The sequence below is a fragment of the Sinorhizobium terangae genome (genome assembly GCF_009601505.1).
GTDB lineage: Bacteria > Pseudomonadota > Alphaproteobacteria > Rhizobiales > Rhizobiaceae > Sinorhizobium > Sinorhizobium terangae.
On the sequence record NZ_WITC01000044.1, the window covers coordinates 25709 to 51082 of the forward strand.

General features: G+C 63.2%; 24 protein-coding genes and 2 pseudogenes. 10 read left to right on the top strand and 16 right to left on the bottom strand.

Going from position 1 to position 25374, the window contains the following annotated elements:
• Positions 1 to 83 precede the first annotated feature (83 nt).
• Both GHK62_RS12470 and GHK62_RS12475 read left to right on the top strand, forming a co-directional pair.
• Positions 84 to 1331: a sensor histidine kinase gene (locus GHK62_RS12470; RefSeq protein WP_153439514.1), complete on the top strand. Its 1248-nt coding sequence runs from the start codon at positions 84 to 86 to the stop codon at positions 1329 to 1331.
• A gap of 388 nt (positions 1332 to 1719) precedes the next feature.
• Positions 1720 to 2397, top strand: coding sequence for a glutathione S-transferase family protein (locus GHK62_RS12475; RefSeq protein WP_153439516.1), 678 nt, complete (start codon positions 1720 to 1722; stop codon positions 2395 to 2397).
• 1 nt (position 2398) lies between these two features.
• Here the strand turns inward: GHK62_RS12475 and GHK62_RS12480 are convergent.
• From GHK62_RS12480 to GHK62_RS12505, 6 genes and pseudogenes are all read right to left on the bottom strand, one after another.
• Positions 2399 to 3188, bottom strand: a pseudogene (locus tag GHK62_RS12480) (phosphotransferase).
• A 50-nt stretch (positions 3189 to 3238) separates the two neighbouring features.
• Positions 3239 to 3445 (bottom strand): hypothetical protein, encoded by a 207-nt coding sequence (locus GHK62_RS12485; RefSeq protein WP_153439518.1) that lies wholly within the window; start codon positions 3443 to 3445, stop codon positions 3239 to 3241.
• A 133-nt stretch (positions 3446 to 3578) separates the two neighbouring features.
• A complete protein-coding gene (locus GHK62_RS12490; protein ID WP_153439520.1) occupies positions 3579 to 5114 on the bottom strand; it encodes a winged helix-turn-helix domain-containing protein in 1536 nt (511 codons plus the stop codon).
• Between the two features lie 49 nt (positions 5115 to 5163).
• The gene (locus GHK62_RS12495; RefSeq protein ID WP_167528225.1) at positions 5164 to 5976 is read right to left on the bottom strand and encodes a class I SAM-dependent methyltransferase; all 813 of its coding nucleotides are present in this window, start codon (positions 5974 to 5976) and stop codon (positions 5164 to 5166) included.
• 225 nt (positions 5977 to 6201) lie between these two features.
• Positions 6202 to 6615: a cupin domain-containing protein gene (locus GHK62_RS12500; RefSeq protein ID WP_153439524.1), complete on the bottom strand. Its 414-nt coding sequence runs from the start codon at positions 6613 to 6615 to the stop codon at positions 6202 to 6204.
• A gap of 98 nt (positions 6616 to 6713) precedes the next feature.
• On the bottom strand, positions 6714 to 7466 hold the full coding sequence (locus GHK62_RS12505; protein ID WP_153439525.1) for an SDR family oxidoreductase: 753 nt from the start codon (positions 7464 to 7466) through the stop codon (positions 6714 to 6716).
• A gap of 171 nt (positions 7467 to 7637) precedes the next feature.
• Here GHK62_RS12505 and GHK62_RS12510 point away from each other — a divergent pair, with 171 nt between their 5' ends.
• Positions 7638 to 9236, top strand: coding sequence for a winged helix-turn-helix domain-containing tetratricopeptide repeat protein (locus tag GHK62_RS12510; RefSeq protein ID WP_184108559.1), 1599 nt, complete (start codon positions 7638 to 7640; stop codon positions 9234 to 9236).
• A gap of 411 nt (positions 9237 to 9647) precedes the next feature.
• A complete protein-coding gene (locus tag GHK62_RS12515; protein WP_153439527.1) occupies positions 9648 to 10034 on the top strand; it encodes a YkvA family protein in 387 nt (128 codons plus the stop codon).
• Between the two features lie 58 nt (positions 10035 to 10092).
• On the opposite strand, the gene GHK62_RS12520 is transcribed toward GHK62_RS12515, so the two are convergent.
• The 8 genes from GHK62_RS12520 to GHK62_RS12555 form a co-directional block, all read right to left on the bottom strand.
• Positions 10093 to 11322: a bifunctional alpha/beta hydrolase/OsmC family protein gene (locus GHK62_RS12520; protein ID WP_153439528.1), complete on the bottom strand. Its 1230-nt coding sequence runs from the start codon at positions 11320 to 11322 to the stop codon at positions 10093 to 10095.
• A gap of 248 nt (positions 11323 to 11570) precedes the next feature.
• On the bottom strand, positions 11571 to 12077 hold the full coding sequence (gene msrA, locus GHK62_RS12525; RefSeq protein ID WP_153439529.1) for a peptide-methionine (S)-S-oxide reductase MsrA: 507 nt from the start codon (positions 12075 to 12077) through the stop codon (positions 11571 to 11573).
• Entirely contained in the window at positions 12078 to 12521 is a 444-nt protein-coding gene (gene msrB, locus GHK62_RS12530; RefSeq protein ID WP_153439530.1) for a peptide-methionine (R)-S-oxide reductase MsrB, read from the bottom strand.
• Between the two features lie 45 nt (positions 12522 to 12566).
• Positions 12567 to 14030, bottom strand: a complete 1464-nt coding sequence (locus GHK62_RS12535) for an amidase family protein (protein ID WP_153439531.1) — start codon at positions 14028 to 14030, stop codon at positions 12567 to 12569.
• Positions 14031 to 14130: 100 nt separating this feature from the next.
• The gene (locus tag GHK62_RS12540; protein WP_151613259.1) at positions 14131 to 14595 is read right to left on the bottom strand and encodes a DUF6130 family protein; all 465 of its coding nucleotides are present in this window, start codon (positions 14593 to 14595) and stop codon (positions 14131 to 14133) included.
• A 287-nt stretch (positions 14596 to 14882) separates the two neighbouring features.
• A complete protein-coding gene (locus GHK62_RS12545; RefSeq protein ID WP_153439532.1) occupies positions 14883 to 15794 on the bottom strand; it encodes an NAD-dependent epimerase/dehydratase family protein in 912 nt (303 codons plus the stop codon).
• Positions 15795 to 15882: 88 nt separating this feature from the next.
• Entirely contained in the window at positions 15883 to 16338 is a 456-nt protein-coding gene (locus GHK62_RS12550) for a carboxymuconolactone decarboxylase family protein (RefSeq protein WP_153439533.1), read from the bottom strand.
• Between the two features lie 38 nt (positions 16339 to 16376).
• Entirely contained in the window at positions 16377 to 16793 is a 417-nt protein-coding gene (locus tag GHK62_RS12555; protein WP_153439534.1) for a cupin domain-containing protein, read from the bottom strand.
• 120 nt (positions 16794 to 16913) lie between these two features.
• On the opposite strand from GHK62_RS12555, the gene pdxR reads away from it, so the two are divergent.
• The 4 genes from pdxR (at position 16914) to GHK62_RS12575 (ending at position 20613) form a co-directional block, all read left to right on the top strand.
• The gene (gene pdxR / locus GHK62_RS12560) at positions 16914 to 18320 is read left to right on the top strand and encodes a MocR-like pyridoxine biosynthesis transcription factor PdxR (protein WP_153439535.1); all 1407 of its coding nucleotides are present in this window, start codon (positions 16914 to 16916) and stop codon (positions 18318 to 18320) included.
• Positions 18321 to 18612: 292 nt separating this feature from the next.
• The gene (locus tag GHK62_RS12565; protein WP_153439536.1) at positions 18613 to 19050 is read left to right on the top strand and encodes a VOC family protein; all 438 of its coding nucleotides are present in this window, start codon (positions 18613 to 18615) and stop codon (positions 19048 to 19050) included.
• A 134-nt stretch (positions 19051 to 19184) separates the two neighbouring features.
• A complete protein-coding gene (locus GHK62_RS12570) occupies positions 19185 to 20138 on the top strand; it encodes a DMT family transporter (RefSeq protein WP_153439537.1) in 954 nt (317 codons plus the stop codon).
• Positions 20139 to 20295: 157 nt separating this feature from the next.
• On the top strand, positions 20296 to 20613 hold the full coding sequence (locus tag GHK62_RS12575) for a low affinity iron permease family protein (RefSeq protein ID WP_153439538.1): 318 nt from the start codon (positions 20296 to 20298) through the stop codon (positions 20611 to 20613).
• 223 nt (positions 20614 to 20836) lie between these two features.
• Here GHK62_RS12575 and GHK62_RS12580 read toward each other — a convergent pair whose 3' ends face one another.
• Together GHK62_RS12580 and GHK62_RS12585 are read right to left on the bottom strand one after the other, a co-directional pair.
• Positions 20837 to 21418, bottom strand: coding sequence for a dienelactone hydrolase family protein (locus GHK62_RS12580; protein WP_153439539.1), 582 nt, complete (start codon positions 21416 to 21418; stop codon positions 20837 to 20839).
• A gap of 180 nt (positions 21419 to 21598) precedes the next feature.
• Complete coding sequence (locus tag GHK62_RS12585; protein ID WP_184108561.1) at positions 21599 to 22669, bottom strand: D-alanine--D-alanine ligase family protein; 1071 nt, start codon at positions 22667 to 22669, stop codon at positions 21599 to 21601.
• A 278-nt stretch (positions 22670 to 22947) separates the two neighbouring features.
• Here GHK62_RS12585 and GHK62_RS12590 point away from each other — a divergent pair, with 278 nt between their 5' ends.
• Positions 22948 to 23835 carry a tyrosine-type recombinase/integrase gene (locus GHK62_RS12590; protein ID WP_153437046.1) on the top strand — a complete coding sequence of 296 codons (888 nt, stop codon included), beginning with the start codon at positions 22948 to 22950 and terminating at the stop codon, positions 23833 to 23835.
• 13 nt (positions 23836 to 23848) lie between these two features.
• Positions 23849 to 25035 (top strand): annotated as a pseudogene (locus GHK62_RS12595) (IS91 family transposase).
• Positions 25036 to 25374: the final 339 nt, after the last annotated feature.

Consider the following 25374-nt stretch of genomic DNA (forward strand, 5'->3'; position numbering starts at 1 on the left):
GCGCAAACCCAAAGATGCATGTCGCCCAAAAGTGCGGAGTGGTTTTGGGATAACGACATGCATCTAAACAGAGACCTAGAGCGATGCGCAGCCGGCTGTTCCTGAAAATCTACCTGACACTGCTGGCGAGCCTTGCCGCGGTCGCTGTCGCCAGCGCGGCCTTCGTATGGCTGGGGCAGGGCGAGGAGGAGTTGAGTTGGGAGAGCCAGCGCGCGCGGTTTGTCACCGCGCTCATTCCGCCCGATATGGATCGGTCGTCGGTCGAGGCGACGTTGGAGCGGTTTTCACGGGCCTTCGACGCCGACATAGCGGTCTACGACCCGCGCGGCAAGCTGATCGCGAGCGCCGGTCGCCCGCTCCCGCCCTACATTATCGAGCGGCCCTGGCACCACGGCAGAGGCAACTTTCACACCATGGTGACCGAGTTGCCCGACGGTCGCGCAGTCGCCGCGCGCATGGAGCGGCCCTTCCGCCCGGCCGGCCGCAATCCGCTCGCCTATCTGGCGTTGATCGCCGGCGTCATCGGGCTCGCCGCCTATCCCGTGGTGCGTCACCTCACCCGTCGGCTGGAGCGGCTGCGCGGGGGCGTGGATGCCTGGGGCAGGGGTGAATTCGTAGCGCGCGTGCCGGAGGACGGCAGCGACGAGGTCGCGGCGGTGGCGAAGAGCTTCAACAAGGCCGCCGATCATGTCGAGCGGTTGATCACGTCACACCGCGCTCTGCTCGCCAATGCCAGCCACGAATTGCGCTCGCCGCTGGCGCGCCTGCGCATGGCGATCGACCTTTACGAGCAGGCGCCGGACGAGAGTCGCAAGGAGGAGATCGTCCGCAACCTCGCCGAGCTGGACACGCTGGTCGAGGAGATCCTGCTCGCGAGCAGGCTCGACCATGTGGAACAACTCGATGCGCCCGAGTCCGTCGACCTGCTGGCCTTGGTCTCGGAAGAGGGGGCGCGCAACGGCGTCGAGGTCTCCGGCACGCCGGCGACTGTCACAGGCGATGCGCGCCTCATTGGCCGGCTCGTGCGCAATCTCATGCAGAACGCGCTGCGCCACGGCGGTCCACCTGTCACAGCCACTGTCGCGCGGGAAAGCAGTATGGTGGAACTCAGGGTCCGCGACCACGGCCCGGGCATACCGGACAGCGAGAGCGCCCGCGTTTTCGAGCCGTTCTACCGGCCCTCGGGGCGCAGCGAGGCCACAGGTGGCTGGGGCTTGGGGCTGGCGCTGGTGCGCCAGATCACCGAGCGCCATGGCGGTGCGGTGCGTTATGAAGCTCCGTCTGGCGGCGGCGCCTGCTTCGTGGTGACGCTTCCGGTGCATACTGCGTGATTTCCGCAAATCGGAGTCGATTTGAGGACAAAATCATGCATGGTGGCAGCAGGTTGTGCGGCAAAAGCCGCTAAGGCCCTCCCGCTACAGGTTACGCGGAAGTAGTGACGAATGGATGTAATGCTCTCGAAAGCGGCCGTTCAATCCAATCGTGTGGTTACCGTGACAGCCGAAATCGAGTGGCTCCACCTTGGTCAAAGAATGCACGGCGTTGCAGGCAGCCTTCCTCCACGCTTGGGAAGCGAGCGAAGGACTCGTGACGTTTAGGTTACGTCTGCATGTCCTTAAACCGTAGCGATTTAGGGATAAAACGTGCTGTCATTCAAAGTGTCACAGCCGCTTTTTGCGCGCCCGACAAGACGCGCGGCGCTGTTGGGGGGAGAGGCCGATGTACATTCTCTATGGGGGTGACTTCACCCGCGCACCGCTCGTCCAATGGGTGCTCGAGGAAGGTAAAATCGAGTACGAACTCAGAAAAATAGACATTTTGAATGGCGAGCACCGTACAGCGGAATTCCTTGCTATAAACCCGGCCGGCCTTGTGCCCGTGCTGATTACGCCTGACGGCGACGCGCTCTATGAGGTGGCCGCACTGATGTTATATCTGGCTGACCGGCACCAGCTTACGGATCTCGCTCCTTCGCCGACAGATCCGGACCGGGGACCTTTTCTCTCGGCGGTTTTCCATGTCGCGGGGGACATACAATCCGAGATGAAGCGCTTTCATTTTCCGCACCGGTTCTCGCTGAGATTGGCGGATAGCGCCGGGGTTCAGGATCTCGCAAAAACGCTCATCCTCAGCCGCCTGGACATCATGAATATGAGGCTGGAAAAAAGGGGACCATATGTCCTTGGAAGCCGCTTCTCCCTTGCAGATTTCTACCTGTGCTTCTGGGTCGCGTACCTCGATCGCGAAGGCGTGTGCCTGCAGTTTCCGTCGATTGCCCGACTGTACGACCTGGTTCGATCTCGTCCGAGCGCGATCCCCTATCTCGAAGAGACCGAGCGGATGGCAGCAGCCTACGCAGAGATGATGAAAAAGAAGCCCGGCGGCGTTATAGCCTGACTCACCGCAACGCTTTCTCCAAGGCATCACGGTTGCGGATCAGCCAGGCGACGCTGCGGGTCTGCCAGGCGATGCCCCAGACGCGCGGGGCGATTTCAGTTCCGGGCGTGATCTGCTGCTCGATCACCTCGTTTGCCGCGCTTTGAGCCGCGAATTCGATGATCCGGTAGCCAAGCCGATGCCGCGCTTCGGCTGGCAGGCCGTAACCGTCCAAGAAGAGGCGCACCTGGCGCAGGCGGCGCCCGGCATCAGGCAAGCCGTTCATCTCGGCGACGTCGTCATCGTAAAGTTGCGCGTTGTTCCAGGCTGCCATGGCGATTTCGGTCAGCCGGTCTACGGGGCCTGCCGCCTCCCAGTCGATCAGCGCGACCGGCTTGCCGGCCCTCGAAACGACGTTCCAGGGTGCCGCATCGCAGTGCCCGATGATATCAGGCCTGCCGACCCCGCGGCCAAACCAGGGGCGCCAGAGCGCATCCGCCGGAGGGCGAAAGGATGCAGTCGCGTCGTGCAGGCAACGCATGAGGCTGCCCAAGGCATGAATGGCCTCGTCCGACCAGGGCGCCGGATTGATGACCTCGCCTTCGATGTAGGTGAGGACTTCACGGCCTCGCTCGTCGAAGCCGTCTCCGACGACGCGGGGCGCGCCCGCGAAGCCGATCCTCAAGATGGCGCAGCAGAGATTGGACCGAACGCGCCCAGGGACCGGTCTCCCGGATGACCACGCCACCTCGTCGGCTGACAGCGGTTCTCTCGCCGCCGGCAAGCGGCGTGAAATCGGCTTCTTTCGTCATGGGCGAATGATAGCAGCCGTGCGGTTGAGGAGAAGGGCGCGCTGTGCCTGCTAAGCGCTGCGCCTTCCAAGATTTGAGAAAGCCGCCGTAAAAATTTGAAATTGCGCCGTGATCCTGTTTCTCCAGGAAACACGTAGTGATTCCGCCGCCGGCGTATTCACCGGACCTCCGACGTCCGTGGTTTCATCGGCTGGCTCGGGCGGCGGGGTATAGATGTTGCCCTGATCGAGGGAAAGGATCGTCAAGATTGAGATCATCTTCGCTCTCCTCATGCGCCGGTCGGCCTTATGGAGAGCAGTCTCCGCTGATAGGGGCTTACGGTCCTGTAGTCACCGCCGAAAAGTTCCAAAAAGTTGCAAAGGGCTGCGGTCAAGTCTCGACGTCTGCGCGTCAGCCTTCTTCGAGGCCAGCCTTCGCGAGCCCTTCGAAGACCGGGGCAATTCTCAAGTCCCTGCCGGGCTGGCCGGCGCGGATGCGGGCGATGGTTATACCGGGAGCGATCTTCCTCAGCTCAGCGAGGTAGCGATGTGCTTCTTCCATGCGGCCGAGATGGGCGTTGGCCGCGACAAGTGCCCAGAGCGTCGGGTCGAAATTCGGGTTGCTGGCGTGCGCACGGGCGGCCCAGGCGAGCGCTTCAGGGTACTTGCGGCGCATCATCTCGACGTAGGCGATGCCGCAGAGCGAGAAATGCGCGCCGCGATCTCCCGGGCTCAGCCGGTTCGCCCGATGGAAGTGGGAAAGCGCCTGATCGAGGCTGCCGCAGTGAAGGTGACCGATGCCCGCCCGAACCACGACCATCAGATTGTCGGGGTTGGCCTCCGCCGCCAATTGCAGCACGGCCAAGCCCCAGTCGTAGTCCTTGGCGGTCTGGAGCAGGGCAACGCCGCAATGCGCCATCACCATGGCGTCGCCCGCCGCCTGTTCAAGGCCGCGGCGCGCGAAGGCTGCGCATTCCGCTACGTCGTCGGGGCCGAGCGGCGGCCAGCCCATGGTGTGGCGGTGTTCGAGCGCCCAGGCCGCATGAGCAAGCAGGTGCGCATTGTCGGGCTCCTGCTCGAGACCCTTCTTGAGCAGCGCATAGGCCTCGGCATTGTCCTTCTCCGTTTCGGTGGAGATCTTTGCCAACGCCTGCAGATAGATGTCGTAGGCGGCGATGCTTCCCGGACGCTCGCGCCGCGACCGCTCGATTTCGGCGGTCTGGATGTGCGGCTCGACAAGCGTCGCGACGTTTTCGGTGATCCGGTCCTGGAATTCGAAGACGTCGTCGAGCTCGCCGTTCAAGGTCTCAGCCCAAAGATGTGCGCCGCTGCCGCCGTCGACAAGCTGCGCCGCAATCCTCAGCCGGCTGCCCGAGCGCCTTATACTGCCTTCGAGCACGTAGCCGACGCCGAGGTCCTTCGCCACCTGCCGCACGTCAGTGAAACTGCCCTTGTAGGCATAGGAGGAATTGCGGGCGATCACCGCGAAGCTCCGGAAGCGGCTCAGCGCCGTGATGATGTCGTCTACGACGCCATCGGCGAAATAGTCCTGGCCGGGGTCGCCGCCGAGATTGGCGAAAGGCAGGACGGCGAGGGCAGGGCGCGTCGGCAGTGCGGCCTCCGCATCTCCAGACCGTGCGCCCGGCTGCACGAGGCGATAGCCGACGCGCGGCACCGTCGCGATCCATTCCTGCCCGTCAGGCGCTGGGCCGAGCGCCTTGCGGAGTGCCGCGATCTGCACCGTGAGATTGCTTTCCTCGACGACCATCCCGGGCCAGCCGCGCTCCATCAGTTCCGTCTTGGAGACAATGCCGCCGGCGGCGTCGAGCAATGCTTCGAGAAGAGCCAAGCCCCGCTGGCCAAGAGCGACGGATTCGCCATGCCGCAGCAGGAGGCCGCGGGCGGGATCGAGGACAAACTGGCCGAAGGCACGCCGCGACTCCATCATGCGCGAAATATAGCCGATCGGACAACCGGCGGAAACGGGCGCCGTTTCTTCAATCGCGCGTGGCACTGACGACGAGGGCGGGGAGAGGCAGGCGGACGATGCCGTTGTCGGTGAAGGGCTGAAAGCTTTCTCCGAGCGCCTCTTCTATCCGCGCCCGTGCTGCCGGCTCCTGCCTGTCCAGCACCATGGTCGAACGGACGAAGGCATGTCGGAAGAAGTCGGAAAGCTCAGCGACGGGGAAGTCGAGGGTGGCGGGGATGTCGCCGAACGTGACGTCGGTGAAGCCGGCCCCATGGAGCACCCGCATTGCTTCTTCCCGCTCGGCGAAGCGGAACAAGGGCGGGGCGGGCGGCAGGTCGACATCGAGCGTACCGTGGCTGCTGACGACCTCCGGAAGGATGCGGAACAACGGCGAGACGTCCGGGCCGCGCCAGACGGTGAAGGCGTAGCGGCCGCCGGGCTTCAATACCCGCGCGGCCTCGGCAATCGCCCGGTCAGGGTCGGCGAGATGCAGGGTGCCGAAATTGTTGATGACGCGGTCGAACGCGGCGTCCCCGAAGATGAGCGCCTCGGCGTCGCCGACTTGGAAATGGACGTTGCTGGCCTTGGCTTTTGCCGCTGCGACCATCTCCTCGGAAAAGTCGACGCCGGTGACGATCGCGCCGCGTGCGGCGGCCGCCAGGCTTGCCTCCCCAGTGCCGCAACAGACATCAAGCGTCGAATGGCCACGGCTGATCCCGGCAGCATTGAGCAGAGCTGCTATGCCGTAGCGGCAGAACCGGCCCGAATAGCGATCGTAGATCCGGGCGCGCTCGCTCCAGCCGCGATGTTCGAGCGTTTTGAAGGTCGGTTGCGTAACCATGGATCGGCCCCCTCCACCAAAGGGCGATTGTATCATGCTTTGGTGGGGTGGGAGACGCGTGAGATCGTCTCCGCCACGCTTCCGTTACCGATGCGACAAGGCAAGCTCAAGGATAACGGGGAAGACGGGGCACACGCGCCGTCGATCCCTGCAGAGGTTTCCGCGTGCGGAAGCGAAGCAGCCCCGGGGAGCCTTCCGCCAGGGCTGCTGTGTCGAGGAACCCGCTCACTCGGTCGTGGGCGTGGTCAGTTCCTGTTCGTCGGTGTCGACTACGAAGACGGCGAGCAGTCTTGCCGATTCCGTGTCGCTGGCGTTCGCGCTGACGCCGTGAAGGGCGCCGGGCTCTTCGTAGAAGTTTTCGCCGGTATTGTAGACCTTTTCCGGCGAACCGTTGACGCTGCTGCGGATCGCACCATCGAGCACCGTCGCATAAATGAAGGCGGAGTCCGGGTGCATGTGGGCGGGCGACGAGCCGCCCGGCTCGTATTCGACAAGCACGCCCTTCATGCTCTTGCCGGGGACGTTCGGAAGGGGCCGGTCGAATACGATCGTCACCTTGCCGGCAGGCCGGTCGCCGGCCGAAGCTGTGGTGATCGCGAGCGCTGCAAATACAGCGGCTGAGAGAAATCGTGTAAACATTGCAATTCTCCTTCGTGGCTAAAAAACTGTCGTTCGCCGCCCCTGATCCTGGATCGCGGATCGGGGGGCGTTGTTCGAGACGTCTGGTCAGCGGCTGCTTACTGAGCCTGTGATCGGGCAAGCCAGTCCTCGAAGCGGGTCGCGCCGAGGCGCGGGTTCTCGCCGGGAGTGAGCGACTGGTCATCGAGAACGGCGCCGAAGTAGCGTGCGTGGACGTCCGGCACGACCTTGCGCGTGTCCTTCGTTGCCTTGAGAAAGCGCCTAATCACTTCGTCGAGAGGGATCGCCTCCGGACCGGCGACTTCGACGGTCCCGTTGACCGGGGCTGCGAGCGTGACGTCGGCGAGCGCCGCCACTACGTCATCCGACGCGATCGGCTGGAACAGCGCCGGCGACACGCGGATCTCGTCTCCGACGGTGGCCGACTGGGCAATGCCGCCGACAAACTCGAAGAACTGCGTGGCGCGCAGGATGGTGTAGGGAATGCCGGAGCCCTTGATGAGGTTTTCCTGTGCGACCTTCGCCCGGAAATAGCCGTTCTCCGGAAGCCGCTCGGTACCGACTATCGAGAGAGCAACATGGTGGCGCACGCCGGCGGCAGCTTCCGCGGCCAGCAGGTTGCGGCCCGACGTCTGGAAGAACTCGAGCACCGCCTTGTCTTCCCATACCGGAGCGTTCGCCACATCGACGACGATGTCGGCGCCGTCGAGCGCTTCCGCCAGCCCCTCGCGGGTGATGGTGTTGACGCCCGTGTTAGGGGAGGCGGCGAGCGCATCGTGGCCGCGCTCCTTGAGGGTCTTCACAAGCTTCGATCCGATGAGGCCGGTGCCCCCGATGACGACGATCTTCATGGCTTCTCTCCTTTTCTCCCGACCGCAACCATTGCCGTCGATCTGGGTGGAGAGTGCCCCGGCGCTCGAGGGAAGTCCTTGCGGCGAGCTTGAAATGAGCTTGAGGGAAGCTTGGTTATTCGTCCAAGGGTGCTATCAAGGGGGCGGAATCATTCGCCAAGGGATACCGACGTGCCGTTCGTTTTTGGAGACTACGTGCTCGATCCGGAGCGCCGGGAGCTTACGCTGCGTGCGGAAGTCGTGGCCGTCGGGCCGCAGGTCTTCGACCTGTTGCTGCACCTCGTCAGAAATCGCGACCGCGTCGTCAGCAAGGACGACCTGCTACAGGCGGTGTGGGGCGGCCGGATCGTATCGGAATCGACCATCACCAGCCACATCAATGCAGTTCGCAAGGCCATCGGCGACAGCGGCGAGGAGCAGCGCCTCATCCGCACCGTCGCCCGCAAGGGCTTCCGCTTCGTCGGCGAGATCAGCATCGACGAGATTGGGGAGCTAGGGCAGCGCGACGGGCGGGGCGTCTTAGAACAGGGCTCCGGCGTGCAGAAGGAGCCGCCCGCGCCGACACTCGTCCTTCCGGATAAACCCTCCATCACCGTCCTGCCGTTCGTCAATCTCAGCGGCGATCCGGAGCAGGAATATTTCGCCGACGGCGTGGTGGAGGACATCATCGCGGCTCTTTCGCGGATGCGCTGGCTGTTCGTCATCGCGCGCAATTCGAGCTTCACCTACAAGGGGCGGGCGGTCGACGTGAAGGAAGTCGGCCGCGAGCTTGGCGTGCGCTACGTGCTCGAGGGCAGCCTGCGCAAGTCCGGCAACAAGGTGCGCATCACCGGTCAGCTCATCGACACGACCACCGGCGCGCACCTATGGGCGGAGCGCTTCGAAGGCACGCTCGACGACATCTTCGAGCTGCAGGACCAGATAGCCGAAAGCGTCGTCGGCGCGATCGCGCCGCAGCTCGAACGGGCGGAGATCGAGCGCGCCAAGCGCAAGCCGACGGACAGCCTCGACGCCTACGACTATTACCTGCGCGGCACGGCGAAGGTGCACAACGGGACCCGTGAGGCAATCGAGGTGGCGCTATCCTTGTTCTACATGGCGACTGAGCTCGACCCGGAATTTGCGTCGGCCTATGGCATGGCGGCCTGGTGCCATTTCTGGCGCAAGGTCAATGGCTGGATGTCCGATCGCGCCGGCGAGATCGCGGAGGGTGCGCGGCTGGCGCGCCTTGCGGTTGAGCTCGGCCGGGACGATGCGGCGGCGCTGACGCGGGGAGGACATGCGCTCGCCCATCTCACCGGCGACCTCGACGGCGGCATCGCGCTCCTCGACAGGGCGAAGTTTCTCAATCCGAATCTCGCCCCGGCCTGGTTCCTCGGCGGCACGCTGCGGGCTCTCCGTGGTGAAACAGACGCCGCTATCGAGCACCTGGCGCATGCCGTACGGCTCAGTCCGCTGGATCCGGAAATGTTCCGGATGCAGGTCGGGATGGCCCTGGCGAATTTCTTCGCGGGGCGCTTCGATTCCGCCTCGGCCTGGGCGGAGAAGGCGCTGGGGAACCTGCCGAGCTTGCTCCCCGCGGCCGTCGTGGTGGCGGCAAGCCACGCGCTTTCCGGGCGCCCGGAGGAGGCACGGCAGGCGATGCAGCGGCTGCGCGCGCTCGACCCGTCCCTCAGCGTCTCCAACCTCGGGGACTGGATGCCGATCCATCGCCCGGAGGATCTTGCGCGGCTCGCCGAGGGCCTGAGATTAGCCGGCGTGCCCGAGTGACGGCGGCACATCGCATGAGCGTGAATTGCGCTCAGGCGAGCCACGCGCGTGGCCGCGGCGACGTGATCGCGTTCTCTGATGCCGCTCAGGAAAATACCGGCATCCGCAATTACGCGGGTTTTTCTCGCAGCCTCGATCGACACGGCCTCCGGCGTATACGTCGCCTTCAATCGCTCCGACACCCGCGGGCTGCTAATCGAAGGTGTTTCGCTTGCGGCGCTCACGTCTCCCGACGTGATGTTCGGGCATCGTCAGCTGATTGCGAAAAACGCAGGTGCGACGTTCGCGGGATCCTGTATCTACAGCGCCGCGCGTCCTGTCAGACGCGCGGAAGACACCATCGCACTTTGGATTGCTTGCAGTTTTTAACCTTGAATCGGCTAGGATTTAAGGAAATAGGCGGGAGCGAACATGCAGTGGCTGGACCGGGCAAAGAAATGGGCGAAGGGCATCAAGCGGGATGTCGTCGTTCTGTGGTTGGCGGCGCGTGACCGGCGCGTTCCCTGGTATGCGAAGCTCGCCGCCGGCGCGGTCGCGGCCTATGCCCTGTCGCCGATCGACCTGATCCCCGACTTCGTTCCGGTCCTCGGATATCTCGATGACCTCGTCATCGTCCCAATCGGCATCGTCGCCGCGCTCAAGCTGATTCCAACCGATGTTCTCACGGACTTGCGCATCGAAGCAACGAAGCGCACCGAGCGTCCCGTCAGTCGAGGCGGGCTGGTTGCGATCATCGCGATATGGCTGCTGCTCGCGGCCCTCATCGTCTGGATGGTGATCGGCGCGGCCGTTCGCTGAGGCAAGGCTGTACCTATCGTCCCTCGCCTGCAGCGTCGCTGCGTCCTTTCAAGCGCGCCTATGATTTCACGACGGTTTTTATCTTCGCCTCGGCCTCGAGCGTCCGATGAACCGGGCATTTGCCGGCAATTTCGACGATCTTGCCGCGAAGCTCTTCCGAGACTTCGCCGTCGATGGAAATGACGCGCTCGAAATGGTCGATCCTGGCGCTGCCGCTGCGCTCCGACTCGGTGCATTCCTCGCAGTCCTTCGCGTGGATCTTGGCATGCGAGACGTCGACGCCGATGCGGCCGAGCGCAAACCCCTTGTGCTCGGCATAGAGGCGCAGCGTCATCGACGTGCAGGCGCCAAGCGCGATCGACAGAAAATCATAGGGCGAAGGGCCGGAATCGAGCCCACCCACGGTTTCGGGTTCGTCGGCGAAAAGCCTATGGCCGCCGGCCTGGACCGCGTTCTGAAACTTGCCTTCGCCCGTTTCCATCACGCGGACATGTTCGATCGGTTGCGTGCCCTGTGGCGTGTCGGCGACGAGATAGCGCGTCAGCCATCCCGAGATGATCCGACCGGCGAAGGCGGCGTCTTCAGGGTCGGTGAGCAGGTGATCGGCCTTGTCCAGCGAAACGAAACTCTTGGGATGCTTCGCCGCGAGGAAGATTTCGGTGGCGTTCTCGATCCCAACCGTCTGGTCCAGCGGTGCGTGAAGGATGAGGAGCGGCTTTTTCAGGCTCGAAACAGCGGCCTTGATGCGTTGCTCACGCGCGTCCTCGACAAATTGCTTTCTTATGAGGAACGTGCGCCCGGCGAGATTGACGTCGGCCGAGCCGCTCTTCTCGATCTCCTCGAGGCTTGCACCGAAGTTCTTCAATACGTGGCCGACATCGGCCGGCGCCCCGATGGTGGCGACGGCGCGCACTTCAGGAATGTCTCTGGCGACGGCGAGAACAGCTGCGCCCCCGAGCGAGTGGCCGATGAGCAACGACGGTGCCGCATAGTGTTGACGGAGATAGTCGGCGGCCGAAAGCAGGTCTGCGACATTGGAGGAGAAATTCGTCGAGGCGAATTCGCCCCCGCTCGATCCGAGACCCGTAAAATCGAAGCGAAGGACACCGACGCCTTCGCGCGCAAGCTCGGCCGCGACGCGGCGTGCTGCCACGAAATCCTTGGAGCAGGTGAAGCAATGGGCAAAGATTGCGTAGGCGCGCAATGGCCCGTTGGGCAGATCGAGGCGGGCGGCAAGGATTGCGCCAGAATGACCGGGAAATTGGAGCCGTTGCGTATTGAAGGCCATGATGCGCTCCTTTGCTCTAAAGGAAATGCTCATTCTACATCTGCAGCGGCGACCGGGTACTTACACCTTTGCGCGTCTTTTCAGGCCCTACAGGCCACGAAAGCCTGCTGCTGGCTTGTCGGTTGCTGTGCGGCAAGGCTTCTTCTCCCTTCTTCATGCTGCGTGCAACGTGCCCGGCGTATCCGCCGGGCGCTTCAGAGTTCGCTCGAACGCAACAGTAGTCTCCGCGGCCGGAGACCGGCGGGCGGTTATTCGGCCGCCGACCGCCGGGGCAATACCCAGTTGGGGCGCGGGAAGTGGCAGGTATAGCCGTTGGGGAAGCGCTCCAGGTAGTCCTGGTGCTCCGGCTCCGCCTCCCAGAAGTCACCCACAGGCTCGACTTCGGTCACCACCTTGCCCGGCCACAGGCCCGAGGCTTCGACGTCTGCGATGGTGTCCTCGGCTATCCGCTTCTGCTCTTCATCGACGTAGTAGATCGCCGACCGGTAGGAGAGGCCGATGTCGTTGCCCTGTCGGTTCTTCGTGGTTGGATCGTGGATCTGGAAGAAAAACTCCAGGATCCGCCTGTAGCTGATCTTCTCGGGATCGAAGACGATCTCGATGCCCTCGGCGTGGCTGCCATGATTGCGGTAAGTCGCGTTCGGCACGTCGCCGCCGGTGTAGCCCACGCGGGTCGCGACGACGCCGGGGAGCTTGCGGATCAAGTCCTGCATCCCCCAGAAGCACCCACCGGCCAAAACAGCTCTCTCGGTCATTCAGATATCCTCTACCTGGTTGATATACTCGCCGTAGCCCTCGGCCTCCATTTCCTCACGCGGAATGAAGCGCAGCGAGGCGGAATTGATGCAGTAACGCAATCCGCCCCGATCCTTCGGGCCGTCGGGAAACACATGGCCGAGGTGGCTATCGCCATGCTTCGAGCGCACCTCGGTACGGATCATACCATAGGAGTCGTCCCTGAGTTCCTTGACGTTTGCCGGCGCGATCGGCTTGGTGAAGCTCGGCCAGCCGCAGCCGGAATCGAACTTGTCGGCCGAGGCGAACAGCGGCTCGCCGGAAACGATGTCGACATAGATGCCTGGCCTCTTGTTGTCATTATATTCGCCTGTGAAGGGGCGCTCGGTGCCGTTCTGCTGGGTCACCCGAAACTGCTCGGGTGTCAGCTTGCTGACCGCTTCGTCGGTCTTCTTATAGGTCATTGCCTGTCTCCGTTGTTTAGATCTTGATCGAGCAGCGCCGATCGTTCAGCTAGGTGATGGCAGCGTCCCGACGGCCGCTTCCACACGACGTGCGAGTTCGAGGAGGCTGCTGTCACGCCCGTGCGCACCGTCAATCTCGAGCCCTAGCGGAAGCCCGTTTTTAGACAGGCCCGTAGGAATGCTGATACCTGGCAAGCCGGCCAAGCTCGCGGCGATGGTGTTCTTTGCCAGAACCAAATCGCTGACCTCCTGATCTGCGATTGAGAACTTCGACTGCTGCTCGATCAATGGTGCCGTGCAGGGTGTCGTTGGAAAGAGAAGTGCGACAGCCCCGCTGCGGGCAAAGGCTTCGCTGAATCGACGTTGGATTTCCGGACGATCGAGTGTCAGTGCTGCCTCATATGTCTCGCGAGAAATATATCCAGGTCCGTTCGGTAAAACGACGTGCCCCCAAGCTTCTCTTAGGCCAGGTTTCAAGCCGTTATAGATTGCGTCGAACGAAGTAGGAATTCCGTTGTAATGAAGAAATCCCGAGATCGCATCCATCGTCTCATGGAAAAAGATGTTCCACGTTGCCCTTTCGGTGATCGAGGAGAAGTCTTCTCCGAGGTCTATTGCGACAATCTCGGCACCAGCCTTGCGTAGCCGCCGAACTGTGTCTTTGAAATGCGCCTCGATGTCGGGCTCGACCAGATCAAGATGCTGCCGAGGCGCATAGGCTAACCTGACACCCTTCAGGTCAGATCGATCGGAGCGTGCGGTCCGTTCAGCCTTCGTGACGATTTGATCAATCAGGGCGCAGTCTTCGACATTGCGCGCAAGCACGCCTGTTGTGTCGAGGGTATGAGAGATCGGCGCGACCCCGTTGCCTGGCCACCGTCCCGTCGTCGGCTTGAAGCCAACCACGCCACACAGCGACGCAGGCACCCGGATCGAACCTACCGTATCGCCCCCGAGGGCCGCGGGTACGATGCGAGCCGCGACGGACGCGCCCGCCCCACTCGAGGAGCCCCCGGAGACATGATTGCGGCTATGAGGGTTTTTCACCTGACCATAGGTGCTGTTGTTGCCGGTCAAGCCATAGGACATCTCGACAAGGTTATTTTTGCCAAAGACAACGCCGCCAGCATTCTTGATCGCGGCAACGACCTCCGCGTCCTTCTCCGGCACGAAACCTTCGAGATTCCGCACACCAAGCGTCGTTCGCAATCCTTTAGTCAGATAGCTGTCCTTGACCGCTAACGGAACGCCGAGAAGGGGAGCAGTGGAACCAGCGGCGCGTGCCTTGTCCGCATTTCTGGCCGCCGCCAGCGCAGCTGCTTCATCTATCGTGATGAACGCATTCAGATCGGAGTGCGTCCGGGCGCGCTGGAGGAGAGCGGCCGTGTATGACTCCGAGGAGATGTCGCCATTACGAATGGCGGCTGCCGCTGCGACGATGCCAAGCCCGGTGAGCCCTTCCGCTTCCGGCTCCGAGGCTGTTTTAATGAATGCTTCGTTCTCGTGCATGATAACCTCACTTTAGCCCAGGACGACCAACATGCCATCGGCCGTCACGTTCAGGGCCGCGCAGTTGTCAACTGCGCGGCAGCGCATCGGAGAGCGATCCTCAGTGCGTGTGAGGAGCCGCCGTGTCAGGGACGGTGAACGTGTGCGTCACCTCCTGCCCGGGGATCACGTTGTGATTGGCGTCGACCAACCGGATATTCACCTTGTGCGGGCCGGGTGGGAAATTGGCTATATCGACGGTGTTGTTGTCACTCGCGTCCGCCCACCACCACGGCAGGTCATCGACGATAACGTGGAGATGTCCGATGCGTGGAGACACGTCGACGGCGCCCGCCCCAAACACCGGCACGATGCGTAGGTTCTCCACCCGGTACTGGGCCCAGTAGACACCCTGGGCAATCCCTTCAGGAAGCGGGGGGTCTACGATCAGCTTAGGCGCGGGCTCGTTCTCGACGGCAACATAGGGCGAGGGGCCGCGGATCTCCCGCGCGCTCTGGGCGAAGGCGCCGGTTGCGAGCACAGTAGCGGCAGTGGCGGCGGCAAGCGTCTTGATGAGCAGGATCATTTCAGTCGTTCCTTTGGTTTAGAGACCCGTTTCCTTCTGCCGGATATAAACATGAGCCCGGCAGGCGAAGGACCGAATAGTCACGTCTCGGGAAGCTCTCTTTTACGTTGTGAGCGAACGATCCCATGTCACGCCTCGGTCTCACGGCTCGCGGGTCGGTCCGAACCGTTGGGCGAAAACTGACGCATGCTCGTATCTTGAATGTGTTCGGATGCTCGCAAACTGTATCGCTATGTAGGAGCAAGGGCGATCCAACACCACCAACGCCTTCCAGGAATGGCAAAGTCTCAGGCACCCTTCCACAGTAGCGGCCGCGGCGCGAAGCCGAGTTTTGCTTTTGCCCGGCCGTTGGAGGCTCCGGTCAGGCGGGTGTGATAGTAGACCGCTTCCTCGCCCGCCGCTGTCAGCGCGTCTTCCACGCTCACGCGCTTGGGCTCCGGCGCATCGACCGAGCGGGCGAAGGCCGGCAACCATTCGGAAACGGGGAGGGGATCGTCGTCGACGACATTGTAGACGCCCGGCTCGGCGTAAAGCGATGCGACCGTCGCGGCGATCGCGTCGTCGATGTGCACGAACGACCAGACGGCGTTTCCTTCACCGATAATCGCCGATTGACCATTGCGCGCCTGATCCGCGATCGCTCCCGCCGGCCTGTACCAGGTGCCAGGACCATAGAAGAAGCCGTAGCGCAGCACGACGCCGTCGAGCGACCGCGAGGCAAGCACCCGGTCCTCGTAGGCGCCGATGGTGCGCGTGCTTTCGCCGATCTGGCCGGGCGCGTCGTATCTGAGCCTTGCGGTCTCGTCGGCGAGCTCTCCCGCCGGGGCCTCCAGGTAGAAGCCGCGAGACTGCAGGATGTAGCGGCCGACGCCGAGCTTTTCGGCCGCGGCGAGCAGATTGGCGCCGCCCTCGCGGTGAAGACGGGTATCGTCGGGCATCGCCTTGATGATGTCGGCCGGGTTGGCCGGAAGCCGGGTGAGCTGGTCGATCACCACGTCCGGCGCCGCCGCCTCGATCGCGCGATGGACCGCCTCTGAATCGAAGGCATCGGCGAACGACATCTCCACTCCGAGCTCACGCAGACGATCCGACCCCGCTCCGGGGCGCGTCATGCCGGTTACCTGATGGCCGAGGCTCGTGAGCGCCCGCACCAGCGGCAGGCCAACGGCACCGGTGGCACCTGCGATGAATATCTTCATAGCCAAACTCCCTGATCTGGGGCACTTCATGGTTTCAGTGAATACCGCGAAATGGCCCTAAATCATTGAAAGGACAGGCTTCTCCCGTTTAGTTCTCGAGTGTAGCCTGTGGCGTATTGCGGAAACTGATCGCCATGCGGTTGTAAGTGTTCATCAGGCCGATCGCGATCGTGAGATCAACGAGTTCGCGCTCGTCGAACACGGCACGCACGGCCTCGTAGGCTTCGTTCGGCACGTTGGTTTCGGCAACGCGCGTGACCGTTTCCGCCCAGGCGAGGGCGGCCCGCTCACGCTCGTCGAAGAGATTGCCGGCTTCGCGCCACGCCTGCACCAGCGCGATCTTCTCGATCTTCTGCCCTTTTTTGATGAGGTCGCGGGTGTGCATGTCGAGGCAGTAGGCGCAGTTGTTGATCTGCGAGATACGAAGATAGACCAGATCGACCAGCGCCGGGGGGAGGCTGCTCTGCATGACGTAGCCGTAGACTCCGCCAAGCGCTTTGACGCCGGCCGGTGCGATCTGGTTGTAGTCGAGACGCTTGCTCATATGTCTTGTCCTCAAAGGTGTTTCGTTTGAACGCTGGTTCACTCGTGCGGGGTGGTGATGTTCTTTTCGCCGCTGTCGTGGACGATGACGGCGAGCAGCTTTGCGGGCTTGATCTCGCTCGCATTGCGGCTGACGAGATGGGCGGAGCCCGGTGGTTCGTACCAGCCCTCGCCAGCGCGGTAGGTTTGGGTTGGTCCGTCGTTTACCTTCGACTCGATTTCTCCGGAGACGACGTAGGCGAAGATGAAAGCAGACTTTGCATGGTCGTGCGGAAGCGAGGCCCCGCCCGGCGCATAGTCGACGATGAGCGCGCTCAGCGTCTTGCCCGGGATGTTGGGCATCGCCTTTTCGAAGTGGGGCGTAACGGTTTCGCCAAGATCATGCGCTGCGGCCGGCATCGCGGTGGCTATGGCGAGGGCGGCGCCGACAGCGCCAATCAAAGGTCGTATGGTCATGACGACGGTTCTCCTTTGCGTGTGGCCAGGATGACGTTTTTTCCTTGCCGCCTAGAAATGACGGTCTTCTGGTTCTAAAAAAAGCACCAAGAACCGGCAAAAATCGTGTACCAAGAGTGCATGGACGAGCCGCTGAAACTGGAACTCGACCGGTCTGCGAAGACGCCGCTGGCCGAGCAGATCCGCAAAGGCATCAGCACCGCGATTGAAAGCGGGGTGCTCGCCCCGGGCGCGCGTCTGCCGTCCTGGCTCGATCTTGCGGCCCAGCTTGGTGTTGCGCGCGGCACGGTGCGCACGGCCTACGAGAAGCTCTCCGCTGCCCAACTGATCGTCGCATCCCGCGCGGCGGGAACTCGTGTCGCGGATCGTCCCGCCGGCATTACCCGGGTCGAGCAGCCGCCCGATCCCGGCTCGTTCATGGAGCTGTATCTGGAGATGATTGCGGGCCCGGCGATCTTCCAGATGGGCGTGCCTGCACAGGAAACCTTTCCCGCGACGCTCTTCGCCAGGATCCGCGCGCAGGCCGTGCGGGCGGAGTCGAGCGCGCCGGCGATGTACCCCGACCCGCGCGGCGAACTCGAACTGCGGCGGGAAATCGCCGCCTATCTCGCCGTCGCACGCCGCATCGAGTGCTCGCCCTCGGAGGTCATCATAACCGGCGGCTACGCCAACGGGCTCGGGCTGGCGCTCCGCGTCCTCGGTCTCGAGGGGAGGAAGGTGTGGATGGAGGATCCCGGTTTCCCGTTCACCCGGCACGGGCTGGAGCTCGCCAGATTGTCGCTCGCGCCGATCCCGGTCGATGCCGACGGCATCGATGTCGACCACGGCATCCGCCATGCCCCGGATGCGGCGCTGGTGGTCGTGACGCCCGGCCAGCAGGCGCCGCTCGGGCCCACCCTGTCACTCGCGCGGCGGTTGCGCCTTCTCGACTGGGCAGCTCGGAGCCAAGCCTGGGTGATCGAGGACGACTATTTGAGCGAACTGCAGCTCGATGGCCGCGCTGCACCGGCGCTCGCCTCGCTCGATCGCGCCGGGCGCGTCATTCACATTGGTTCCTTCAGCAAGACCATCAGCCCCGCGCTGAGGCTCGGCTTTGTCGTCGCGCCGCCGGTGCTCGCATCCCGCTTTGCGGAGGTCGCGGCCTGTCTCGCGCCGCCTCCGGGACCTTCCGTGCAGCTCGCAACCGCCGAATTCATGCGCGAAGGCCACTACATGCGGCATCTCAGGCGCACGAAGCGCGTCTATGCAGCCCAACGCGACGCCTTGCTGAAAAGTCTTCGGCCGCATGCCGGGAAGATCACTGTTGCCGGCCTCGCCGTGCTGCTGCACTTGCCGGACGGCGCGCCGGACGTTTACATCGTCAGGGAAACGCTGGCTTTCGGAATGGCCCCGGCTCCGCTCTCCGTCTGGTATGCGTCGCCGGATTCCGCAAAAGCCGGCTTGCTGCTGGGCCTCGCGACGGCACCGCAAAGGCAGCTCGCAAGATCCTGCGACCGTCTGCAGGGGATCATCAGCCGCTTTGTGTGACGGCGACGGAGTATTCGGTACGGCAAGGCATCTCCCCGAACACCCGTCAGTTATGTCTCCGGGCTAAACAACAAGCACAGGGATGACGGCGAGAAGCACTCGCCAAACCCATTAGGCTACCGTCGTGCCCTGCTTAAGTGCTCCGCTGGCATGCCGGACTCTTCGTATCAAAGTGTATCGAGATATCTCGGCTTCAGCATTCAATTACATTGCTGCGGCAGTCGCGAAACATCCCATACACGAACAGCGCGCTTTTGTGGGCCATCAGCCGAAAGGGCAGGAAGCCCCGGCGATGACGAACCGCACAAAGGAAGTAACCATGGCCGCCAAATCCGCACATCAATTGTTGGGACACGCCGTTGTAGGAACCAACGATCTGGCAACTGCCGCAAACTTCTATGACAAACTGTTCGCTCTGTTCGGGGTCGGACGCATCCTGGAACAGCCCGGCAGGGCAATCTACTTCGGCACGACGGGCCTCGAGTTCGGTGTTACTAATCCCTACAACGGCAAGGATGCCACGATCGGCAACGGCAACATGGTTGCGCTCAGCGCGCGCTCTCGCGCTCACGTCGATGAGGTGCATGCGCTTGCCCTGAAGCTTGGCGGGACCGATGAGGGCAAGCCGGGGCCGCGCGGCCCGAACGAGGACGGTCCGTATTGCGCGTATTTCCGCGATCTCGACGGCAACAAGCTGCTCGTCTTCCGCGCCGGCCCGGATGAAGCCTAACTCTTTGAAACTACGCAATTCCGGACGGGAAACCGTTACACACTTTTCCTGGAATTGCTCCAAAACCGATTGCTCGAAAGGTCGAACAATCGCCTTCGGTGAACCCGCAACAATCCTTGAACCCAGGTGCTTCAATGACGAGCTCCATGATGATCGGCGTGGCCGCCGCGCTCTTTGCCGCCTTTGCGTGGTCGCTGAACTTTGTCGTCCCCTTCGTCATAGGCGACTATTCGGTCTTCGACTTTGCGCTGTTCCGGTTTGTGATCTCCGGCGTTTTGGGCTTGGGATTTCTGGCGTTCGCCGGAAAGGCCTTGCGCGGGCTAAGGTTTCGCGACCTGTTGACAACAGCCTGGCTTGGTTTCATCGGGTATCTCGGCTACTTCCTGACCGTCGTCGGCGCGGCGATATTTGCGGGTCCCGTGATTGCGCCGGCATTTCTGGCATTCGTGCCGGTCGTGCTGGCGATCGTCGGCAACTTGCGCCGGAGAAGCGCGGCATGGAGCTCCCTGATCCTGCCGCTCACATTGGCTGTCATCGGCTTGTCCCTCGTCAACGTCAGTGTGTTCGATGCTGCCAGCATGGCGACGACACGATCACTCTCGATCGGCATTCCGTTGGCGATTGCCGCCGTATTGCTGTGGACGTGGTTCGGCATTGCCAATGAGAGTGCCCTTGCCAAACGTCCAGGCATGGATGCTGGGATCTGGACCGCGCTTATCATGACCGGCGGCGGGATCGAGATGCTGGCCTTCATGCCTGTCGGTCTTGCCCTGGGCGTATTCGAGATACCGCGGCTTGGTCTCGGCTGGGACGTCGCTGCTCCTCTCTATCTATGGGGAACGGGTATGGCCCTTCTGGCCTCGGTCGGCGCTGCATGGGCGTGGACGATTGCATCGCAACGGCTGCCTGTCGCTCTTTCCGCGCAATTGATCGTGTCAGAAACAGTCTTTGGCACGCTATTCGGCCTGGCCGTGCATGGCCGTTCGCCAACGGTTCTGGAGATTGCCGGAATAGCGGCTCTGACGGCAGGTGTCCTGACCGCCGTCCGGGCCTTCCATGGAGGGGGCAGGCAATCGGCAGTGGCTTAGCGTTTACGCCCGGAACTGTGCCGCCGCCATCGGTGCGGCTCGCTGATGCAGCCGAGGACGTCGCGGATCGACACACTGGCGGGATGGCATCGAGCCGCGTTCGCAAGCGGAGACGATCTTTCGGAACCCAAAGCCGGCCTCGGCCGTTGCATTCCCCATGATAAAAGATCCGATACGACGCTCACTGAGTGCGTTGGCGACGGCCACCGCTCGTCCCCAGGCGTTTCTGATCGTCATAGCCTACGGTGCGCTGTGGCTGATCCTCGAGCCTGAGACCTTCGACATGCACGGCTTGACCACGCTGATCGTCTGGACCATGACGTTGATCATTCAGCGTGCCGAACACGGCGACACCCAGGCGATCCACGCAAAACTGGACGGACTGCTTCATTCCGACCACAGGGCTCCGGATAAGCTCGCGGAGATCGACGACGCGGAACCCGAAGACATCGAAAGTGCCAGGCAAAACAGCTAGTGCATTTCGTTGTTCGGTGTTCGTTGCGGAAGCAAGTCATTAGTGTGATCGCGCCGCTCCATCCGTGATGTTCCCAGCCACGGAGCCGAATGTCACCCAAATGACCTGAATTGCGATCTTGAGTGCTCTGATCATGATATCCACTCGCGGCGGCGGCGCGACAAGGTTTCAGTTGTCTTGGTCCACTACTGCACTTCTAGACAGTGCTGAGCGCTGGTGATCGCTAGATCCGGCTCAGGAACTGGAGCACACGCAAGGTGAGCAGCGCGGCGGCGTCGGCGTCGTATGAGGGGAGGGAGCTGTCGGCGAAGTAGTGCTGGTCGCCGGGGTAGAGGAAAAGGGCGGCGTCCTCCACCTTTTCCGCTATCTCTCTGGCGGCATCGATGTCGCCTTCGCCGACGAAGATCGGGTCGTTGTCCATACCGTGGATCTGGACCGGGACGTCGTCCGGCCAAGGGCCGAAGGCCCAGGCGCCGCTGATCGGCAGGCAGGAGTGGAAGAGCAGCGCGCCGCGGGCTCCGGGTCGGGTTTGCGCAAGCTTCTGCGCCGGCAGCACGCCGAACGAGAACCCGGCATAGACGAGATCGTTGGGCAGGTCGTCGGCGATGCGGACGCCGCGCTCGCGCATTTCGTCGAAGCCGATCGCTTCGATATAGGCGAGGCCTTCGGGGATGCTCCGGAACGTGCGGCCGTCGAACAGGTCCGGCGTGTGGACGGTATGCCCAGCTTGCCGCAGTTCGTCGGCAAACGCGTTGATGCCGGGGGTCAGCCCCTGGGCGTGGTGAAACAGCAGGACCTCGACCATGGGACGCCTCCGGCGGAATGGAAGGGAACAGGCAGCGGGTCGTCATCCGCTTGACCGCGAGGCGTGCGCCCGTTTGCGGAGACGCGCTCCCTCACCACACGGCTACCATACGGGGACGCGGACACTCAAGCGTGGCGTGCGACAACTCCTTCCTACTCAAGCACGCGTTAAATCGGCCCCTTACTCGGAAGCGCGCGCCAGCCCGTGCGCCACCAGCCGGTCGATGAGTTCGGCATAACCGACTCCGCTTGCTGCCATGGCTTTCGGATACATGCTGATATCGGTGAAGCCCGGAATGGTGTTGAGTTCGTTGATTAGGAAGCGCATGTCCGGTGTCAGGAAGAAGTCGACGCGCGCCATGCCGTCGCAGCCGACTGCCCGGAAGGCCATTGCGGCCGTCGCCCGGAGCCGGACTTCGATCTCTTCGGGCAGTTCCGCCGGCACTTTCAGAGCCGCCCCGTCCTCGTCGATATATTTGGCGTCGTAGCTGTAGAAGCCATGGCTTGCGGCCGGCACGATCTCGCCCGGACGGGAAACGAAGAGCCCGCCTTCCGGATCCTCCAGTACGCTCAACTCGATCTCGCGGCCGCGGATGAACTCCTCGGCCAGGAGCTTGCGGTCGTGCCTGAAACCCTCCGCAAGTGCGGCCGCATACTCCTCTTCGGTCGCGACCTTGCTGACGCCGACGGAGGAACCCTGGCGGGCGGGCTTGATGAAAAGCGGAAGCCCGAGCGCGCGCTCGAGTTCGGCAAAGGCCGGCGCGACGCCCAGGTGAATGGTGACGGATCGCGCGGTCGGCAGGCCCGCCTCGTTGAGCAGACGCTTGGCAATGTCCTTGTCGAGCGCGGTGGCGGAACCGAGAATACCGCAGCCCACGAGCGGCACGCGCGCCACCTCTGCAAGCCCCTGCACCGCACCGTCCTCGCCGTGGAGGCCGTGAAGCACCGGGAAGAGCAGGTCGATCTGCGGCAGCGGATAGGGCGCGTCATCGATCGGGATCGCCAGGATACGTCCCTTGCCGCCCGGCACGAGCGAGACTTCCGTGCCGCTCTGAGCCTTCGCGAGCGTGCCATTCTCGAAGCGGCTCAGCAGCCATTGCCCCTCGCGGGTGATGAAGATCGGGACGGCATCGTATTTTTCGGGCTCCAGCGCGCGCATGACATTGGTCGCCGAAAGCACCGAAACATCATGCTCGGCGGAGCGTCCACCGAAGAGTACGGCAATGCGCAGTCTGTTCGAAGAAGTGGCCACGAAAAGCTCCCAGAAAATCGGGTTGAACGGCTTACTGCATAGGCCTCAAATCGCGACCGATTTAAGGAGAAAATTGCGGGGTCGCCCGCAAGTCAGCGCCCGGCCCCGCCATTTTTCCTACAAGCTTAAAGGTCCGGATCGGGTGGAAGGACTAAGCCGCTCGCGCGGCAATGGCGCTTGTGGCTGGCGGTGCGTTTCCTGATCGACGTCGGTTCTTTGTGTCTCGGGTTCCTGGCCTGACGATTGAGACTTCTCAATCTGATGGACAGGAGGGTCCGATGACAGAGGAGAAGACCACCGCGCTGCGTGAGCGGATGATCGAGGACATGCGCATCCGCGGGATGGGCGACAAGGCGCAGCAAGGCCACATCCGGGCGATCAAGGATTTCGCGGCCTTTCTGGGGCGCTCACCCGACACGGCGACGCCGGAGGAGTTGCGGGCCTACCAGCTACACATGACCAATGCCGGGGTGACGCCCTCGACATTCAATGTCCGGATCATCGCGCTCAGGTTCTTTTTCGGGATCACCTGCGGGCGCGAGGAGATGAAGCGGTACATGCAGTTCCAACGCAAACCGCAGAAGCTGCCGGTCGTCTTGAGCGTCGAGGAGGTCGCCGACCTGCTGGCCGCGGCTCCCGGGCCCGGGCTGAAGTATCGGGCGGCGCTCAGCATCAGCTATGGCGCCGGGCTGCGGGCGTCGGAGGTGTGCCACCTCAAGGTCACTGACATCGACAGCGAGCGCATGCTGATCCACGTCGAAGAAGGCAAGGGCGGCAAGGATCGCAAGGCCATGCTATCGCCGGGCTTGCTGGATCTGCTGCGCGATTACTGGCGGGAGGCGCGTCCGCGGGGATGGTTGTTTCCCGGCAAGCCGAAGATCAATCCGATCTCGCCGCGCCAGCTCAACCGGGCCTTCACCGCGGCCAAGCACATGGCGGGCATCGCCAAGCCCGCAACGCTGCATACCCTGCGCCACAGCTTCGCCACGCATCTGCTGGAGGCGAACACCGACGTGCGGGTGATCCAGGTTCTGCTCGGCCATGCCAAGCTGAGCAGCACCGCCCGCTACACCCACGTCGCCACCAAGTTGATCCGCGACACCATCAGCCCGTTCGAGCGCCTGAAGCAGTTGGAGGATCTCACCCTGAGGCGTCGGCTGGAATGAAGCGCGCGCCGGGGTGCCCCGGCAAAAGCTGGAGATCGCTGACATCTTCCGAGCCTATGGGCCTGCGTGGCGGCGAGCCAATGCCGGGCATGTCAGCCTGACCCAGCTCAAGGTCATGGCGGCGATCGAAGCCTGCCGAACCGAGGCGCTCGGCGGGCATGTGGCGGCTTGCACCAAGTGCGGGCATAACCACATCGCCTATAATTCCTGCAAGAACCGGCACTGTCCGAAGTGCCAGGGCCCCGCGGCGCGCGACTGGATGGCCGCCCGCGCCGAAGACCTGCTGTCGGTCGAGTATTTCCACGTGGTCTTCACCCTGCCGGCCGAGATCGCGCAGATCGCTTACTGGAACAAGAAAGCTGTCTACGACCTGCTGTTTCGGGTATCGGCCGAGACGCTGAGCACTATCGCCGCCGATCCCCGGCAGCTTGGCGCGCACATCGGCATGACCAGCGTGCTACACACCTGGGGATCGGCGCTGATCCATCACCCGCATGTGCACATCATCGTGCCCGGCGGCGGGCTGTCGCCGGATGGCACGCGGTGGATCTCATGCCGCCCCGGGTTCTTCCTGCCGGTGCGGGTTCTGTCGCGACTGTTCCGGCGGTTGTTTATCGCAGGGCTGCGGGCACTGCATTGCGCCGGCGATCTGAGGTTCTACGCTGATCTGACAGCTCTCGCAGAGGCTGACGCGTTCGCCGCCTGGCTGTGCGCAAATCAGAATGGGTCGTCTATGCCAAGCCGCCGTTCGGCGGTCCCGAAGCGGTGCTCGCCTATCTCAGCCGCTATACCCACCGGGTGGCGATCTCCAACAGCCGTCTGATCAGCGCCGATGCCGAGACCGTCACCTTCCGCTGGAAGGACTACCGGATCAAGACCGGCGACCGTCAGAAGGTGATGCGGCTGGCCACCGACGAGTTCATCCGCCGCTTCCTGCTCCATGTGCTGCCCGACGGTTTCCACCGCATCCGCCATTACGGCCTGCTCGCCAGTGCGGGCCGCAAGACCAAGGTCGCAAAGATCCGCGCTCTGCTCGGAGCGGAAACGGCCAAACACAATGATCCGCCAAGCGCTGAGACGATCCCGCTCACTCTGAGACAGCCATGCCCCGAGTGCGGTGGCCCGATGCGCATCATCGAGATCTTCCGACGCGGTCAGAAACCCAGAGCCCGGGCGCCACCGAGAAAGCAGGCCGCATGACAAGGTGCCCGTCACATTGGCCAAAGCCGACCCGAAAACACTCTGCATTCCGGGATCGGATCGCTTTGCGCCCAATAACACTGAGCATCGCAAAAGCGTCGAAATCGGCACCAACGAGACCGCCAGATCTGCTTCCGATCATCGCCTCCCACACCCTCGGGTCGGCGCCTTTGCGTCTGTCGGCAGCGCCGAAGTCCACAACAGACGCCCGCGGCCCCGCGCTTTCCCCATAGGTCCCACCCAGCCTCCGCGGCTTCCTCCTTCCAAGGTTTGTCAACGCGGGCCGCCCAACGCCAGCGGCAAACGTCGCGCTGCGGCCCGCATCGAAAAACCTTCAGG

What these genes read in the sequence shown, in the direction of transcription:
- GHK62_RS12470 (WP_153439514.1), top strand. Translation starts at nt 84, where the DNA reads ATGCGCAGCCGGCTGTTCCTGAAAATCTACCTGACACTGCTGGCGAGC.
- GHK62_RS12475 (WP_153439516.1), top strand. Translation starts at nt 1,720, where the DNA reads ATGTACATTCTCTATGGGGGTGACTTCACCCGCGCACCGCTCGTCCAA.
- GHK62_RS12485 (WP_153439518.1), bottom strand. Translation starts at nt 3,445, where the DNA reads ATGATCTCAATCTTGACGATCCTTTCCCTCGATCAGGGCAACATCTAT.
- GHK62_RS12490 (WP_153439520.1), bottom strand. Translation starts at nt 5,114, where the DNA reads ATGATGGAGTCGCGGCGTGCCTTCGGCCAGTTTGTCCTCGATCCCGCC.
- GHK62_RS12495 (WP_167528225.1), bottom strand. Translation starts at nt 5,976, where the DNA reads ATGGTTACGCAACCGACCTTCAAAACGCTCGAACATCGCGGCTGGAGC.
- GHK62_RS12500 (WP_153439524.1), bottom strand. Translation starts at nt 6,615, where the DNA reads ATGTTTACACGATTTCTCTCAGCCGCTGTATTTGCAGCGCTCGCGATC.
- GHK62_RS12505 (WP_153439525.1), bottom strand. Translation starts at nt 7,466, where the DNA reads ATGAAGATCGTCGTCATCGGGGGCACCGGCCTCATCGGATCGAAGCTT.
- GHK62_RS12515 (WP_153439527.1), top strand. Translation starts at nt 9,648, where the DNA reads ATGCAGTGGCTGGACCGGGCAAAGAAATGGGCGAAGGGCATCAAGCGG.
- GHK62_RS12520 (WP_153439528.1), bottom strand. Translation starts at nt 11,322, where the DNA reads ATGGCCTTCAATACGCAACGGCTCCAATTTCCCGGTCATTCTGGCGCA.
- msrA (WP_153439529.1), bottom strand. Translation starts at nt 12,077, where the DNA reads ATGACCGAGAGAGCTGTTTTGGCCGGTGGGTGCTTCTGGGGGATGCAG.
- msrB (WP_153439530.1), bottom strand. Translation starts at nt 12,521, where the DNA reads ATGACCTATAAGAAGACCGACGAAGCGGTCAGCAAGCTGACACCCGAG.
- GHK62_RS12535 (WP_153439531.1), bottom strand. Translation starts at nt 14,030, where the DNA reads ATGCACGAGAACGAAGCATTCATTAAAACAGCCTCGGAGCCGGAAGCG.
- GHK62_RS12540 (WP_151613259.1), bottom strand. Translation starts at nt 14,595, where the DNA reads ATGATCCTGCTCATCAAGACGCTTGCCGCCGCCACTGCCGCTACTGTG.
- GHK62_RS12545 (WP_153439532.1), bottom strand. Translation starts at nt 15,794, where the DNA reads ATGAAGATATTCATCGCAGGTGCCACCGGTGCCGTTGGCCTGCCGCTG.
- GHK62_RS12550 (WP_153439533.1), bottom strand. Translation starts at nt 16,338, where the DNA reads ATGAGCAAGCGTCTCGACTACAACCAGATCGCACCGGCCGGCGTCAAA.
- GHK62_RS12555 (WP_153439534.1), bottom strand. Translation starts at nt 16,793, where the DNA reads ATGACCATACGACCTTTGATTGGCGCTGTCGGCGCCGCCCTCGCCATA.
- pdxR (WP_153439535.1), top strand. Translation starts at nt 16,914, where the DNA reads ATGGACGAGCCGCTGAAACTGGAACTCGACCGGTCTGCGAAGACGCCG.
- GHK62_RS12565 (WP_153439536.1), top strand. Translation starts at nt 18,613, where the DNA reads ATGACGAACCGCACAAAGGAAGTAACCATGGCCGCCAAATCCGCACAT.
- GHK62_RS12570 (WP_153439537.1), top strand. Translation starts at nt 19,185, where the DNA reads ATGACGAGCTCCATGATGATCGGCGTGGCCGCCGCGCTCTTTGCCGCC.
- GHK62_RS12575 (WP_153439538.1), top strand. Translation starts at nt 20,296, where the DNA reads ATGATAAAAGATCCGATACGACGCTCACTGAGTGCGTTGGCGACGGCC.
- GHK62_RS12580 (WP_153439539.1), bottom strand. Translation starts at nt 21,418, where the DNA reads ATGGTCGAGGTCCTGCTGTTTCACCACGCCCAGGGGCTGACCCCCGGC.
- GHK62_RS12590 (WP_153437046.1), top strand. Translation starts at nt 22,948, where the DNA reads ATGACAGAGGAGAAGACCACCGCGCTGCGTGAGCGGATGATCGAGGAC.